Raw genomic sequence first — 13,446 nt, forward strand, 5'->3', positions numbered from 1 at the left:
CAGCTGGTCGTTTGTCGTTCCGTGGTCCCCGGCCGAGTTCGCCGCCGCGACGGGCAGGCGTACTTTTGGAATCAGGCAAGGGTGACTCCCCGGTCGGAACGTCCAGGCCTCGGTGGAAGCCACGAGGGCGCACGCGAGATCTTCGCGCGGCCTGGCGGTTCCGGGCCAAGGTCTCGGACCACGGGTCCGAGCGGGGTGCGTACTCACACAGCAGGCGCGGAGGGGTCATGGCCGAGCTCGGTAAGGCGGGCAACCCGCCGAACCCTGCCGCGGTGCTGCGCGAGCCCTCACGGCTGGCCGCGGTGGACGCCGTCCGCGCGGTCGACCAGACTACGGACGCCTTCGCCCGGTCCGTATGCCTGGCCGTACGGCTGCTGGACACCCGAATGGCCCTGATCAGTCTGGCCGGGGCGGACCGGCAGTTCATCCGGGGCGGGGTCGGCAGAGCCGTACCGCGGTACGGGGAGCAGGAGCGAGTCGACTGGGGCTTCTGCTCCGAGGTGGTGGTGTCCGGCCGGCCGCTGGTCATCGACGACGTCCGGAACGACGCCGCGCACCGGTCCGACCCCGCGGTCGCCGCCACCGGCATGCGCGCGTACCTGGGCGTGCCGCTGCTGCTGGAGGAGCTGTCGATCGGCGCGCTGTACGTGATCGACACCAGGCCGCGGGTGTGGGACACGGAGCAGCGGCGCGCCCTGGAGCAACTGGGCGCCTCGGTGATGAGCGAGATCCGGTTGCGGCTGGACGCGGCCGAACGCGGGCGGCTCTACGAGCAGGCCGCGGCCGCCGCCGTGGTCGAGCACAGACGGTCCCAGCAGTTGCAGGACCTGGCCCGGGCCAGTCTGCGGATCAATGCCGCGCCGTCACTGGAATACGCCCTCCAGACGGTCACCGAGGAGGCCAGGTGGCTGGTGGGCACGCACCAGTCGGTCACCAGCATGACCACGAACCTCCGCTGGGCCCAGGCGATCAACGCGGTCTCCCTGTCGGACAAGTACGGCGAGTACCGCTTCTTCGACGCGCCCCCGGTCGGAGAGGGGATCTATGTCCTGGTGTGCAAGGACAACCGGCCGATGCGGATGACCCAGGACGAGCTGGAGGCCCACCCGGCCTGGCGGGGCTTCGGCTCCTACGCCGCCGTTCATCCGCCGATGCGCGGTTGGCTGGCCGTCCCGCTGATCGCCACCGACGGTCGCAACCTGGGGCTGATCCAGCTCTCGGACAAGAAGGACGGCTGCGACTTCACGGCCGACGACGAGGCGATCCTCGTCCAGCTCTCCCAGCTTGCCTCGGCGAGCATCGAGAAGGCCGCGGCGCTGGAGAACCAGTACGAGATCGCTCGCACCCTGCAGAGCAGTCTGCTGCCGCAGCAGCTGCCCGAGCTCTCGGCGGTGTCTGCCGCCTCCCGATATCTGCCCGCCGCACCCCGCGCCGGGGTCGGCGGCGACTGGTTCGACGTGATCGGGCTCTCCGGTGCCCGGGTCGCGCTGGTGGTGGGGGACGTGGTCGGCCACGGCATCCACGCCGCCGCGGCCATGGGCAGGCTGCGTACGGCCGTGCGCACCCTCGCCGACGTCGATCCCACCCCGGAGGAGCTGCTCACCCGGTTGGACGACCTGGTGAGCCGGCAGTCCGCGGAGTCGGGCGCCTACGACGGTGCCGACCCGACCCGCGGAGGCGCAGTAGACGTCGGAACCACCTGCCTGTACGCGGTGTACGACCCGGTGGCCGGGCGTTGCTCCCTGGCCGGTGCCGGCCATCCGGCGCCCGTCATCGTGGCCCCGGACGGCAGCGCCGACTTCCTCGACCTGCCCTCCGGGCCGCCGCTCGGTGTCGGCGGCGTGCCGTTCGAGACGGTGGAGACGGAGGTGACGGAGGGCAGTCTGCTCGCCTTCTACACCGACGGCCTGGTCGAATCCCGGCAGCGCGACCTGGAAGCGGGGCTGGAAGAACTGCGCGAGGCGCTGACCGAGCCGTGCGACTCGCTGGAAGCGCTGTGCGACCACGTGGTCAAGACGCTGCTGCCCGAGCCCCCGGCCGACGACGCGGCACTGCTGCTGGTCCGGCCGCACGGCCTGGACGAGACGCGGGTGGTCACCTGGGACATCGCCGCGGAACCGGCCGAAGTGGCCCGGATCCGCGCTCGGACCGCCCGCCTGCTGGCGGCCTGGGGTCTGGAGGAGATCGGCTTCGTGACCGAGCTGGTGGTGAGCGAGCTGGTCACCAACGCCATCCGGTACGGCCAGCCCCCCATACAGATGCGGCTCATCTACGACCGGACGATCATCTGCGAGGTCTCCGACGCCAGCAGCACCGCCCCGCATCTGCACCAGGCCCGCATCTTCGACGAGGGCGGACGCGGCCTGATGCTGGTCGCCCGGCTCACCCAGCGCTGGGGCACCCGCCACGCCCGTGACGGCAAGACCATCTGGTGCGAGCAGGCCCTGCCCGTGGAAGGCCTGCCGGTGGAAGGCCTGCCCATGGAGGGTCTGCTCGCGGAGGGCCTGCCTTTGGACGACCTGCTGCCGCCCGACGCACAGCAGTAACCCGGCCTTGGTAACCCGGCCTTTCGCGTCGTCCTCCGGGTTCCGGGGGTGTCGGCGCACGCCCGGTCGGGCCGCCCGCCGTGATCCGTATGTGATCGGGGAGCCGTAGTCTCACCGCCCGGCTGTGGCATGCGCGGAACGCGCGGACAAGGGCGGGGGACGGTCATGACGTATCGGCGCGCGGCGATACCGGCGCTGGTCGGGGGTCTGCTGATCACGGCGTTGCTGTGGTGGGCGGGGGCGAGCGTGCAGGCGCTGCACCTGGCGGGCACCGCCGACGCGATCGGCGGCCGGACCGCCGCCGAGCTCGAACACTGGCTCATCCCCTGGTCGTACGACCCTCAGAACGTCGTGCGGTTCGGTGCCGAGGCGTCCGACTGGGTCAACGGCACGCCCGACCCGGACGGAGCGCGCTACCTGGTGCTCCACCACACCGCGATGCAGATCCGTTTCGGCGCGGTGTTCGCCTTCTTCGTGCCCGGCGCGCTGCACCTGGTCCGCAGGTTGCCGCCGGTGCACGGCCGGCTGCCCGCCGCGCTGCTCGCGGTGTGGGCCTGGGGCCTGGTTGCGGGAACCCTGGCGGTGACCGTCTCCGCGCCGTGGATGATCGCCTCGCAGGGGCGCGGCAGTTACCGCTTCCTGCCCCAGTTGGCGGGCACGATCTCGTCCGGACGGCAGATCCTGGTGGTGACCGCGCTGGTCGCGGCGGTGGGGACGGTGTTCGCGGCCCGGATCACCGCGAAGGGGGCCGGTCCGCTGCCGCGGCAGGCCGTCCCGGCGCGCGCCGCCCGCGTTGCCGCCACCGCCGGGACCGCGATCATCGCGCTGTCCCTGGTCGTTCTCTCGTACCAGTCGGTGGCAGCCGCCATCCAGAGGATCGACCCGGTCGGTGGGCTGTTCGCCGAGCCGGGTGAGCTGCTGCGCCAGTGGCTGCTGCTCGGCGGCTGGGCGGGCCCGGCGGGCGCGCCGTTCGGCGACTGGTTCCTGCACCGGCTTCCCGACGTACTGGTGCTCGTGGTGGTGTGGTGGGGGCTGCGGTGGCTGCCCGTGCTGCTGACCCGGGCCACCGTCCCGGCGATGGCGGTCGGCGCGGTGTGCGCGACCGTCCTCGGACTGCTGGCGAGCCAGTTGCTGCGGATGGCGACGGACGGGGCGGGCCTGCGCTGGGGGCTGACGTATCTGTCCGCGGGCCTTGGGGACGGCGTTCCCGCCGCACTGACCTGCGGTCCGGTGGCGGGAGTCGTGGCCGCCATGACGCTGCGGCTGACCGTGGTCGGCCGTGCCGACGACGTCCCCGAAGCCGCACCCTCCGCCGAGAGCCCCGCCCACCCCTGAGAGGGCCTGCGGACGACGGGGCACGGGGGCACGCCGGGACTTGCGCCGCGGAGTGCCCCCGTGGAGTGGGAATGCCCTCGTGCACACATGGGAGAGGGCGCGGAGGGTGTTCAGCGCATCGCGCGGGCGTGTGTGCGCTCGAAGACGGCGAAGGCCGCCTCCTGGCGCCACTCGAGGTCCGCCTTGGGGCTGCGGGACAGCAGGCGCTGACAGGCCGGGGTCCGTACGGGCAGGCCGGGACGCTCACCGCGGCAGGCCGGCACGACCCGGTAGCCCGCGGTGGTGGGATTGCCCTGCCACAGGCTCGCACCGGGCAGGAAGGCGTACTGGAGCGAGGCGCGCGCGAGGTCCTTCAGCTCGGCGTAGGAAAGGCCGTAGGTCGTGGCGGCGTACTGGTACTCGTGGCTGATGTTGATCCGGGACACGCCGGGGTCGTCGGTGGCCAGCACGATGGGGACGCCGTAGCGGCGATACGTGGTGAACGGGTGGTCGGCGCCCTTCACCCCGAGGATCTGGGCGTTGCTGGTGAAGGGCACTTCGACGGCGACCTGGCGGGCGGCCATGGTGCGGGCCGTGCTCCGCCAGTCGTCCTCGTGGACGAGGTCGACGCCGTGCCCGACGCGCTCGGTGCGGGCGACGTCGACGGCCTCCTTGATGTGGAACCTCAGGTCCTTGGGCTTGACCAGCCCGGGCCACAACTCGCCCGCGTGCAGGGTGACATGGGCCTTCGGGTACTGGCCGCGCAGATAGCGGACCATGTGCATCTGGAGGCTGTAGTCGCGCAGCGCGACATCGTCGTCCTCCGGCTGGACGAGGTTGACCGCGACGAAACGCGGGTCGCGCTCGGCCAGCCGCATGCCCAGGGCGAGTTGGGTGAAGACCCGCTCGGGGACGCTGCCCCGGGAGGCCTGGGAGACCCAGCGGACGGTGAGCCGGCAGCCGGGCCGGGCCCTGCGGGTGCCACAGCGCTCGGTCGCGCGGAACTCGGCGTCGCCGTCGTCGGCCTCCTTGCGGGCCTCGGCGACCAGCTTGTCCAGTTTGCCGCCGGCCACCAACTTGCGGTGCAGCGCGCCGAGATCGCTGTCCCAGCCGACCTCGGCGGCCAGCTGCTTCGCGCCGTCGGAGGCCGGGGTGACCATGGTCTCCAGATAGAACTGGTTCTGGCCCGCGACGCGGTCGGCGACCTGGGCGAGCAGCTTGCCCCGGTGCCGCCAGGTCACCTCGCCGAACTTCCCGAAGGTGTCGAAGAAGTGGTCGTGGCCGTTGCCGCCGGGCGGGAAGTCCTCCATGGACCACGCGCGGACCAGCGCGTTGCGGAAGGCATGGTCGGTCCGGGCGTCCGCCGCGGGGCGGGTGCCGGGCCCGCACGGCGGCGCGACGGCGGTCAGCGTCGCGGTCTCGACGCACAGCCCGTCCTCGGCGGCCAGTTCGATCAGGTACTCCGTGGACACCGCGCCGGAGAGGTGGTTGTGCAGGTCCCCGCCCTTGGGCAGGCTCACGAAGAACCCGCGCAGCGGCACGGGCCGGGAGCGCAGCGATCTCAGGTAGGCGTCCGTACGGGCCTCCGCGACCGTCATCGGCCTGGACTGCGGCACGGCACGCGACGGGAGCCCGCCGCCGGTCTGTTGCGCGTCGACGGTCTGTTGCGCGCCGGCGGGCTGCGCGTCGGCGGATGGGGCCGTCAGGAGGGACAGGGCGAGGAGGGAGCCCACGGCGGCCGGAACGGCCCGGCGGCGTGCGGCACTTCGGAGTTGCATGCTCACTCGGGCATGATCGGGGAACAAACGCGGCTTAACCGGTTCTCCCGGACATCTTTCGCCGGACAGTACCCGACCGGGTGACCGCACGGAATTTCGTGGACATCACCCGGGAGGCTGACGGACTCACGGCGTGGGGTGCGGTTTTCGTGCCGGTTCCAGGAGGGTTGCGGTGAGGCGGGGGTAAGAGGACGCAAAGTGAGGTGGCGTCAGAGCAACCGGCGCCGCCCGCGCGACATCCTGGTGAACGAGGGGCGCCGTGCGGGCGCCGTTGTCGTCGGATGGGATGAGGGCCGTGGTGGAGCCGAGGATCGCTGTCGCGGTGGTGACCATGGGCAACCGGCCTGCCGAGGTCGACGCCCTGCTGGAGTCCGTGGCCAAGCAGGATCTCGCGCCCGCGCGCATCGTGATCGTCGGCAACGGGTGCCGGCTGCCCGAGTTCGCCCGCCGGCTGTCCCTGCCCGGCGAGGTCACGGCGGTCGATCTCGACGAGAACCTCGGCTGTCCCGGCGGGCGCAATGCCGCCCTGGCCCGGCTGCGGGAGTTCGGGGACGTGGACGTGGTCGTGGAGCTGGACGACGACGGGCTCCTGGTCGATGCCGACGTGCTGCGCCGGGTGCGGGATCTGTACGCCGCCGACCCGCGCCTCGGCATCGTCGGCTTCCGCATCGCCGACGAGCGCGGCGAGACCCAGCAGCGGCACGTGCCGCGCATCGGCGGGTCGGACCCGATGCGGGGCGGGTACGTCACCGGGTTCCTCGGCGGCGGGCACGCCCTGCGGATGACGATGCTGGAGCAGACCGGGGACTGGCCCGCGGAGTTCTTCTTCGCGCACGAGGAGACCGACCTGGCCTGGCGTGCCGCCGACGCCGGCTGGAAGATCCTCTACGCGCCCGAGCTGCTCCTGCGGCACCCGAAGACCTCGCCCGCCCGGCACGCGATCTACTACCGGGTCACCGCCCGCAACCGGGTCTGGCTGGTCCGGCGGCGGCTGCCGCTCCCGCTCGTCCCGGTGCACCTCGGCGTGTGGACGCTGCTCACCCTGGCGCGGACCCGTTCGCTCGCCGGGCTGCGGGCCTGGTTCGGCGGGTTCGTGGAGGGGCTGCGCGAGTCCGCGGGGGAGCGGCGGCCCATGCGCTGGCGGACCGTGTGGCGGCTGACCAGGCTCGGGCGGCCGCCGGTCGTCTGACCCGCCGGATCACGGCCGGCGGGGGCCGCGTGAGGTCCGGTGCGTGCGAGGGCCGGGGCCCTACGGTGTTCGGGCCGCTTGCTGGATCTGTACGGGATTCGGTCCCGTGCCGGGCCCCAGGCTCACGTCCCGCCCGGTTCACGTCCCGTCCCCGCGCTCACTTCGCGTCGGCGTAGCACTCCACCACCGCCGTCGTGAACGGAAACCGCACCGGGGTCTCGCCGAACGTCAGCCGTCCCGCCACCTCCGCGGCCTGCCGGATCGCCTCGACGACCGTGTCCGCCTCCTCCCGCGGGCAGTGCACGATCACCTCGTCGTGTTGGAAGAAGACCAGCTCGGCCGCCATGTCCCGGCAGGTGCGGCGCAGGGCCGCGAGCAGCAGCAGGGCCCAGTCCGCGGCGCTGCCCTGCACGACGAAGTTGCGGGCGAATCGGCCTCGGGCACGGGAGTTGGTGGAGGCGTACCCCGGCATCCAGCCCTGGTCGGCGGGTGGCGCGGAGGCCGGGTCGTCCTGCGGAAGGCCCGCCTCCCCGTTCGCGTCCTCGGTCGTCCCGGCGGCCGGGGGGCACGTGCGGCCCAGCCAGGTCCGTACGAGCCGGCCCTCCTCGCCCGCCCGCGCGGCCTCGTCGACGTACGCCACCGCCTTGGGGAAGCGGCGTCTGAGGGCGGCGAGGTTCTTCAGGCCGTCGCCGGAGGTCTGCCCGTAGACCGCGCCGAGCACGGCGAGTTTCGCCTGGGCGCGGTCGCCGGAGAAGGCCCGGTCGGACACCGACTGGTAGAGGTCGGCGTCCCGGCCCGCCACCTCCATCAGCCCCGGGTCGCGGGAGATCGCCGCCAGCACCCGCGGCTCCATCTGGGCGGCGTCGGCCACGACCAGCCGCCAGCCGGGGTCGGCCACCACGGCCCGGCGGATGACCTTGGGGATCTGAAGCGCGCCCCCGCCGTTGGTCACCCAGCGGCCGGTGACCGTGCCGCCGGCGAGGAACTCCGGCCTGAACCGCCCCTCCCGCACCCAGTCCTGGAGCCAGGACCAGCCGTGGGCGACCCAGATCCGGTACAGCCTCTTGTACTCCAGCAGCGGCTCGACGGCCGGGTGGTCGACTGACCGGAGCTCCCAGCGGCGGGTGGACTTCACCCTGATCCCGGCTCGGGCGAATGCCTTGACCACGTCGGCGGGCAGATCCGGCCGCACCCGGTGGCCGAAGGCTGCGGACACCTCGTCCGCGAGTTCGGCCAGGCGGCGGGGCTCGCCGCCGCCCGCGTACCGCTCGCCGAGCAGTTCGTGCAGCACCTCGCGGTGCACGTCCGCGCGCCAGGGCAGGCCCGCGCGGTTCATCTCGGCCGCCACCAGCGTGCCCGCCGACTCGGCGGCGGTCAGCAGGCGCATGCGGTCGGGATGCTCCGCTCGCTCGTGCCGCCGCTGTTGCTCGGCGTAGACCGTGATCAGGTCCGCCAGCGGCAGGCGCACGCCCTGCGGCTCGAAGAGCGAGGACTGCGCGCCGGGTTCGGCGGACCGGTGCGGCGGGTCCGGCGGTACGGGGCCGCCGCGCAGCCTGGCCAGGGCGGCGGCGGCCGAGCGGGGCTCGCCGTGGCGCCCCTCGTGGCCGAGGAGGAGCGTCTCGGCGTCCTCGATGTCGTAGCACCGCTCCACCCGCACGCCCGCGGCGAGCAGGCGTGGATAGACCTCGGCGGTGGACCGCCACACCCATCGTGTGACGTCCGGTCTGCCGCGGACCGCCTCCGCGAGGTCGGCGGCACGGTGCACCGGACCGGCGGGGAGGCCGTCCCGGCCGAGGGGGGCGACCTCGGCGCCGCCGTCCTCGGCCGGTGCCAGAGCCCACCGGTCGGTCATGTCGGCGAGTGTCGCAGGCGGGTCTGACAACGGGCTCCGGCCCGCTGCTCGGGAGGGCGGTCAGCCGTCCTGTCCGCCGTCGTGGGGCTCCTGGTCCTCGTCCTGCCGGGCGCGCTCCTTCACCAGCTCCGCCAAGGCCGCCGCGACGTACTCCTCGGTGCGCGTCTTGTCCAGGCCGAGGCCGCTGAGGACGCCCTCGCCGTTCTCCAGCTCCAGCAGGGCCAGCAGGATGTGCTCGGTGCCGATGTAGTTGTGGCCGAGGCGCAGGGCCTCGCGGAAGGTGAGTTCCAGGGCCTTCTTGGCGGCCGAGCCGTACGGGACCAGCTCGGGAGCGTCGGCGGACGCGGGCGGCAGGGCGGCGGTCGCGGCCTCGCGGGCGGCGTCCAGGGTGACGCCCTGGGCCTCGATGGCCTGCGCGGCCATGGCCTCCGGTTCGGAGAGCAGCCCGAGGACCAGGTGCGCGGGCGTTCCCTCGGCGCTCCCGGCGGCCTTGGCCTCCTCGTGGGCGGTCATGACCACCTTGCGGGCGCGGGGCGTGTAGCGGCTGAAGCCCTGGCTGGGGTCCAGGTCGGCCGACTCCTTGGGCACGAACCGCTTCTGCGCGGCCTGCCGGGTGACGCCCATGCTCCTGCCGATGTCGGTCCAGGAGGCACCGGAACGGCGGGCCTGGTCGACGAAGTGCCCGATGAGGTGGTCCGCCACCTCGCCGAGGTGCTCGCCGGCGAGTACGGCGTCCTGGAGCTGTTCGAGGGGTTCCTGGTGGACCTTCTTGATGGCCGAGATGAGGTCGTCCAGACGGACGCTCGACCTGATGGTGGGGTTCGTCATGTGTCAACCGTAGGTTGCGCTTCTTGGGGTGTCAACCCGAAGTTGACACTCTAAGGGAGGCTCCGCGGCGGGTTTGTCCACAGGGTGTGGACAGAGTTGCGCGCGCCTCATGGCACGATCGAGCGGTGAGTACGTCCAGCACCGTCGACCGGGCCTTCCGGGCCGCCCTGTACGCGCCCTCCGGCGACGCCCTCGACACCGGCGCCTCCCTGCTGGCGGCCGACCCCGGGGCGGACGCCGAACTCGTCGGGCGCGGGCGGGAGTTCGTGGCGACAGCGTGGCAGCGAGGCTGGCAGCCCGCCGATGTCGCCCGGATCGTGCGGCGGGAGCTCGACGAGGTCCATGTGCGGCTGCTCGCGGCGCTCGTCCGCACGCAGGCGGCCGGCGACCGGCCGCGCGGCCCGCGCTGGGCCGCCCAGATCGACGGACTGCCGCCCGGGGAACCGCCCCGCGCCGACCGTTTCTCGCATGCCACCGCCGTCCTGGAGCTCTACCGCCTGCTGCTGCGGCTCCCCGGGCTCGAACCTCTGGACGAGCCCGCGCCCGCGCCCCGGACCGAGTCCCGCATGCTCACCCGGATCCGGGCGCTGCTCGCCAAGGCGGAGGCGACCGGGTATCCGGAGGAGGCGGAGGCGCTGAGCGCCAAGGCACAGGAGCTGATGGCACGGCACAGTGTCGACGAGGCGCTGCTCGCCGCCCGTGCCCCGTCGCCCGACGCTCCCGGCGCCTGCCGGATCGGTGTCGAGCCGCCGTACGAACAGGCCAAGGCCGTGCTGCTGGACGCCGTGGCCACCGCGAACCACTGCCGCGCCGTGTGGAACGAGGCCCTCGGATTCTCCACCGTCGTCGGCTTCGAGGCCGACCTGGAGGCGGTCGAACTGCTCTACGCGTCCCTGCTGGTCCAGGCCACGACGGCGATGACCAGGGCGGAGGCCGCCCAGCGAGCGGGCGGGCGCAAGCGGACCAAGACCTTCCGGCAGTCCTTCCTCGCCGCCTACGCCCACCGCGTCGGCGCCCGCCTCGCGGCCGCCGCCGAGACCCAGGTGACCGCGGACCTGCTGCCCGTCCTGGCGAGCCGGGACGTCGCGGTCACCGACCGCGTGGACCGCTTGTTCCCGGAGACGACCACCACCCGCCTGCGCGGGGTGAGCGACACGGCGGGGTGGACGGAGGGAGCCCGGGCGGCGGACCGGGCTCAGGTGAAGTCCCGCCCGCCACTCGGCCGACGCGCCGCGCCACCCGCGTGAACGGCGTCGGTCAGTCGCCGGCCTGCTGCAGGGCCGTCACCGACGCGTCCGGGTCGCCCACGTTCTTCCTGCCCTGGACCGGGCCGTAGGACCACGGGAAGTCCTGGCTGTCGGACGCTCCGGGCAGGCTGAGCTTCAGTGACGTCACCGCGAGGCTCTTGGCGTCGTTCTCCTTGCCCCGCACGTAGGTGAGAGTGAAGGACGCCATGTCGTCCTTGGCGAGAGTGAGCTTCTCCGGCTTGCCGGACTTGTCCTGCGGGACGGCCGCCGTGACGTTGCCGGCGGACAGGGTGACGCCCGGGAAGCCCTCAAGGGTGCACCGCGCACCCCGGTTGGTGACGGTGACGGGCACATTGCCCGTGTCCCCGGCGGCGGGCGCGGCGTTGGCCGGACCGACCTGAACCCCGACCTGGGTGATCCGGCAAGCCGTGCCGCCGGTGTTCTTGTCCCCGGTGCCGGAGCCGGTGCCGCTGCCGCCGCTGTCGCAGGCGGTGAGCAGGAGGGCCGCGGCGAGGGCGGTGACGGTGATCGGAATCGGAATGGCGCGCATGAACTGGTCCCTTGGATCGTGACGATGCCCGAGGATCATCACGCACGAGCGGGCGGCGCGGTTGCCCGCTCCGCGATCGACCCCGCGCGTCAGGAGCCCAGGCTCGCCGTCGGCAGGCCCGACGGTAGCGCCCCGCCCGTCGACCGGGTGTACGTCTCCGTGCCGAGACCACCCTCCCAGGTAACGCGGAGCGTGGTCTTGTTGACGGAGTCCACCGTGCCGGTCGTACGGGCCTTGCACGCGTCGAGGCGGATCACATGCCTCGCGCCCTCCTCGACCGCCGTCCCGGTGCAGATCGTCCGGTCGGTCGAGAAGAGCGCGGCCCGCTTGCCGGTGACGATCAGGACCACGGCCTTGCCGCCGGTGGTGGCGAGCCAACTTCCCTCCACGCCGTCCCCCTTGGCGGTCGGACCGCCCGCGCCGCCGCCGTCATCGCCGGTCGCGGTCACGCTCGCGTCGGAGGTGGCGGAGGCTTTGTCCGTGGCACCGGAGCCGCCGCTGTCGCACCCGGTGAGGGCGAGCGCTCCGAGCAGGGCCACGGCCGCGATCCGCGTCGCCGCGCTCGCCCCCGTTGCCGCCGCGTTGGCCGCCCTGGTCGCCGCAGTCATCGGAAAGCCCCCAAGCTCTGGCCGGCCGGCCGCCCGGCGGCCGGTACGACCGCAGCAAGCTACCAGGACCGGGCGCTTACCAGGAGGCCTTCCGGACCCCGGGCAGATGCCCGGCGTGGGCCTGCTCCCGCAGGCTCACCCGGGACAGGCCGAAGGTGCGCAGGTAGCCGCGCGGCCGGCCGTCGATCTGGTCGCGATTGCGCACGCGCGTGGCGCTCGCGTCCCGCGGCTGCCCGCGCAACTCCCGCTCGGCGGCGAGCCGTTCGCCCGGCGTCGAGGACGACCTGCGGATGATGCACGGCGACCGCTGCCAGCACCTCGTCTTCACGTCCCCCGGCCTCGACCGCGACGGCCTCGAACGGCTGCTGGACCTGCCTGCTGACGGACGCCGAGTATGCCGCCGGGCGCGAGGCCTGGAGGGGCCTGGCGTCCGCCTTCGACACCCTCCTGGAGGTCTGACCCGATGCCCCGCAAGAGCGACCGCAGGCCCGCGAAGGCCCGCCCCAACCCGTTGGAGCAGGCCGGGATCTCGTACATCGACTACAAGGACACCGATCTGCTGCGCAGGTTCATCTCCGACCGCGGCAAGATCCGCAGCCGCCGGGTCACCCGGGTCGCGGCCCAGCAGCAGCGGCTGCTGGCGCGGGCGATCAAGAACGCGCGGGAGATGGCGCTGCTGCCGTACTCCGGCCGCTGACCCGGCCGGCGGCGCACCCGGGGAAATAGGTAGGAGATTCCCTACGGTTGACATGTAGGGAATCTCCTACCTAATCTCGTTCGCATGAACATCACTCACGCCTCCTTCGTCACCCTCCCCGTCGGCGACCAGGACCGCGCGCTGCGCTTCTACACGGACGTCCTCGGTTTCGAGACCGTCGCCGACCGGGACATGCCCCAGGGGCGCTGGCTCCAGGTGGCACCCGCCGGCGCGCAGACGGTCTTCACGCTCTCCGGGCCGGGGATGGGGGGTTTCGAGCCCGGATCGGCGCGGGGGATCATGTTGGTCACGACCGATGTCGACGCCGCCTGCGCGCGGCTCGCGCAGGCGGGGGTCTCCGTGCAGGGCCCGGACGAGCTGCCCTGGGGCCGCATGGCCTCCTTCACGGACCCCGACGGCAACGGTCTGATGCTGCTGACCGAGAAGGAAGGTTTCTGACCGCCGCCATGAACGGGACGAGCTCCGTATGAAGGGGACGGGTACCGCCGCGGAGGACCGCGTCTTCGCCGCGCTCGCCAACGCCACCCGCCGCGAGGTGCTGCGGCTGCTGCGCGAGGAGGGGCCCCAGCCCGTCCAGGACCTGGCCGACCGCTTCGAAATGCGCCGCCCCAGCCTCTCGGAACACCTCAAGGTGCTCCGGGAGGCCGGCCTCGTCTCCGAACAGCGCTCCGGACGGCAGCGCATCTACCGCCTGGATGCGGCCCCGCTGGCCGAGGTGCAGGACTGGCTCCACCCGTACGAGCGGTTCTGGCGCGGCCGGATGAAGGAACTCGGCGCGCTGCTGGACCGTATGCCCGACGACGACCGCAGCTGAGC

At 73.1% G+C, this 13,446-nt stretch carries 12 protein-coding genes and 2 pseudogenes; 8 read left to right on the forward strand and 6 right to left on the reverse strand.

Annotated elements, in window-relative coordinates:
- Window positions 1-227 precede the first annotated feature (227 nt).
- The gene (locus ACFY3J_RS25425) at window positions 228-2,546 is read left to right on the forward strand and encodes a SpoIIE family protein phosphatase (RefSeq protein ID WP_390841803.1); all 2,319 of its coding nucleotides are present in this window, start codon (window positions 228-230) and stop codon (window positions 2,544-2,546) included.
- Window positions 2,547-2,711: 165 nt separating this feature from the next.
- Window positions 2,712-3,881, forward strand: coding sequence for a hypothetical protein (locus ACFY3J_RS25430; protein WP_390841804.1), 1,170 nt, complete (start codon window positions 2,712-2,714; stop codon window positions 3,879-3,881).
- A 110-nt stretch (window positions 3,882-3,991) separates the two neighbouring features.
- Here the strand turns inward: ACFY3J_RS25430 and ACFY3J_RS25435 are convergent, their stop codons facing one another.
- Window positions 3,992-5,638: an adenosine deaminase gene (locus ACFY3J_RS25435; RefSeq protein ID WP_390841828.1), complete on the reverse strand. Its 1,647-nt coding sequence runs from the start codon at window positions 5,636-5,638 to the stop codon at window positions 3,992-3,994.
- 295 nt (window positions 5,639-5,933) lie between these two features.
- On the opposite strand from ACFY3J_RS25435, the gene ACFY3J_RS25440 reads away from it, so the two are divergent.
- The gene (locus tag ACFY3J_RS25440) at window positions 5,934-6,827 is read left to right on the forward strand and encodes a glycosyltransferase family 2 protein (RefSeq protein WP_384174907.1); all 894 of its coding nucleotides are present in this window, start codon (window positions 5,934-5,936) and stop codon (window positions 6,825-6,827) included.
- A gap of 157 nt (window positions 6,828-6,984) precedes the next feature.
- On the opposite strand, the gene ACFY3J_RS25445 is transcribed toward ACFY3J_RS25440, so the two are convergent.
- Together ACFY3J_RS25445 and ACFY3J_RS25450 are read right to left on the reverse strand one after the other, a co-directional pair.
- Window positions 6,985-8,679, reverse strand: a complete 1,695-nt coding sequence (locus ACFY3J_RS25445; RefSeq protein WP_390841805.1) for a bifunctional 3'-5' exonuclease/DNA polymerase — start codon at window positions 8,677-8,679, stop codon at window positions 6,985-6,987.
- Window positions 8,680-8,739: 60 nt separating this feature from the next.
- Window positions 8,740-9,507: a Clp protease N-terminal domain-containing protein gene (locus ACFY3J_RS25450; protein ID WP_384174911.1), complete on the reverse strand. Its 768-nt coding sequence runs from the start codon at window positions 9,505-9,507 to the stop codon at window positions 8,740-8,742.
- A 125-nt stretch (window positions 9,508-9,632) separates the two neighbouring features.
- On the opposite strand from ACFY3J_RS25450, the gene ACFY3J_RS25455 reads away from it, so the two are divergent.
- The gene (locus ACFY3J_RS25455) at window positions 9,633-10,754 is read left to right on the forward strand and encodes a DUF2786 domain-containing protein (RefSeq protein WP_390841806.1); all 1,122 of its coding nucleotides are present in this window, start codon (window positions 9,633-9,635) and stop codon (window positions 10,752-10,754) included.
- Window positions 10,755-10,764: 10 nt separating this feature from the next.
- Here the strand turns inward: ACFY3J_RS25455 and ACFY3J_RS25460 are convergent, their stop codons facing one another.
- The 3 genes and pseudogenes from ACFY3J_RS25460 to rpsN form a co-directional block, all read right to left on the reverse strand.
- A complete protein-coding gene (locus ACFY3J_RS25460) occupies window positions 10,765-11,304 on the reverse strand; it encodes a DUF4232 domain-containing protein (RefSeq protein ID WP_384174915.1) in 540 nt (179 codons plus the stop codon).
- 89 nt (window positions 11,305-11,393) lie between these two features.
- Window positions 11,394-11,912: a hypothetical protein gene (locus tag ACFY3J_RS25465; RefSeq protein ID WP_390841807.1), complete on the reverse strand. Its 519-nt coding sequence runs from the start codon at window positions 11,910-11,912 to the stop codon at window positions 11,394-11,396.
- A 76-nt stretch (window positions 11,913-11,988) separates the two neighbouring features.
- A pseudogene (gene rpsN / locus ACFY3J_RS25470) lies at window positions 11,989-12,207 on the reverse strand (30S ribosomal protein S14); the annotation flags it as partial.
- 1 nt (window position 12,208) lies between these two features.
- On the opposite strand from rpsN, the pseudogene ACFY3J_RS25475 reads away from it, so the two are divergent.
- From ACFY3J_RS25475 to ACFY3J_RS25490, 4 genes and pseudogenes are all read left to right on the forward strand, one after another.
- Window positions 12,209-12,371, forward strand: a pseudogene (locus tag ACFY3J_RS25475) (cobalamin biosynthesis protein CobW); the annotation flags it as partial.
- A gap of 4 nt (window positions 12,372-12,375) precedes the next feature.
- On the forward strand, window positions 12,376-12,609 hold the full coding sequence (rpsR, locus tag ACFY3J_RS25480; protein ID WP_384174919.1) for a 30S ribosomal protein S18: 234 nt from the start codon (window positions 12,376-12,378) through the stop codon (window positions 12,607-12,609).
- A gap of 84 nt (window positions 12,610-12,693) precedes the next feature.
- A complete protein-coding gene (locus ACFY3J_RS25485; protein ID WP_376652383.1) occupies window positions 12,694-13,068 on the forward strand; it encodes a VOC family protein in 375 nt (124 codons plus the stop codon).
- Between the two features lie 28 nt (window positions 13,069-13,096).
- Window positions 13,097-13,444, forward strand: a complete 348-nt coding sequence (locus tag ACFY3J_RS25490) for an ArsR/SmtB family transcription factor (protein WP_384174921.1) — start codon at window positions 13,097-13,099, stop codon at window positions 13,442-13,444.
- The last annotated feature ends 2 nt before the right edge of the window (window positions 13,445-13,446 follow it).

The sequence above is a fragment of the Streptomyces sp. NPDC001231 genome (genome assembly GCF_042896885.1).
GTDB lineage: Bacteria > Actinomycetota > Actinomycetes > Streptomycetales > Streptomycetaceae > Streptomyces.

Bases quoted from the DNA above. Each gene is read 5' to 3' on its own strand.
- ACFY3J_RS25425 (WP_390841803.1), top strand. From the start codon at position 228: ATGGCCGAGCTCGGTAAGGCGGGCAACCCGCCGAACCCTGCCGCGGTG.
- ACFY3J_RS25430 (WP_390841804.1), top strand. From the start codon at position 2,712: ATGACGTATCGGCGCGCGGCGATACCGGCGCTGGTCGGGGGTCTGCTG.
- ACFY3J_RS25435 (WP_390841828.1), bottom strand. From the start codon at position 5,638: ATGCAACTCCGAAGTGCCGCACGCCGCCGGGCCGTTCCGGCCGCCGTG.
- ACFY3J_RS25445 (WP_390841805.1), bottom strand. From the start codon at position 8,679: ATGACCGACCGGTGGGCTCTGGCACCGGCCGAGGACGGCGGCGCCGAG.
- ACFY3J_RS25450 (WP_384174911.1), bottom strand. From the start codon at position 9,507: ATGACGAACCCCACCATCAGGTCGAGCGTCCGTCTGGACGACCTCATC.
- ACFY3J_RS25460 (WP_384174915.1), bottom strand. From the start codon at position 11,304: ATGCGCGCCATTCCGATTCCGATCACCGTCACCGCCCTCGCCGCGGCC.
- ACFY3J_RS25465 (WP_390841807.1), bottom strand. From the start codon at position 11,912: ATGACTGCGGCGACCAGGGCGGCCAACGCGGCGGCAACGGGGGCGAGC.
- rpsR (WP_384174919.1), top strand. From the start codon at position 12,376: ATGCCCCGCAAGAGCGACCGCAGGCCCGCGAAGGCCCGCCCCAACCCG.
- ACFY3J_RS25485 (WP_376652383.1), top strand. From the start codon at position 12,694: ATGAACATCACTCACGCCTCCTTCGTCACCCTCCCCGTCGGCGACCAG.
- ACFY3J_RS25490 (WP_384174921.1), top strand. From the start codon at position 13,097: ATGAAGGGGACGGGTACCGCCGCGGAGGACCGCGTCTTCGCCGCGCTC.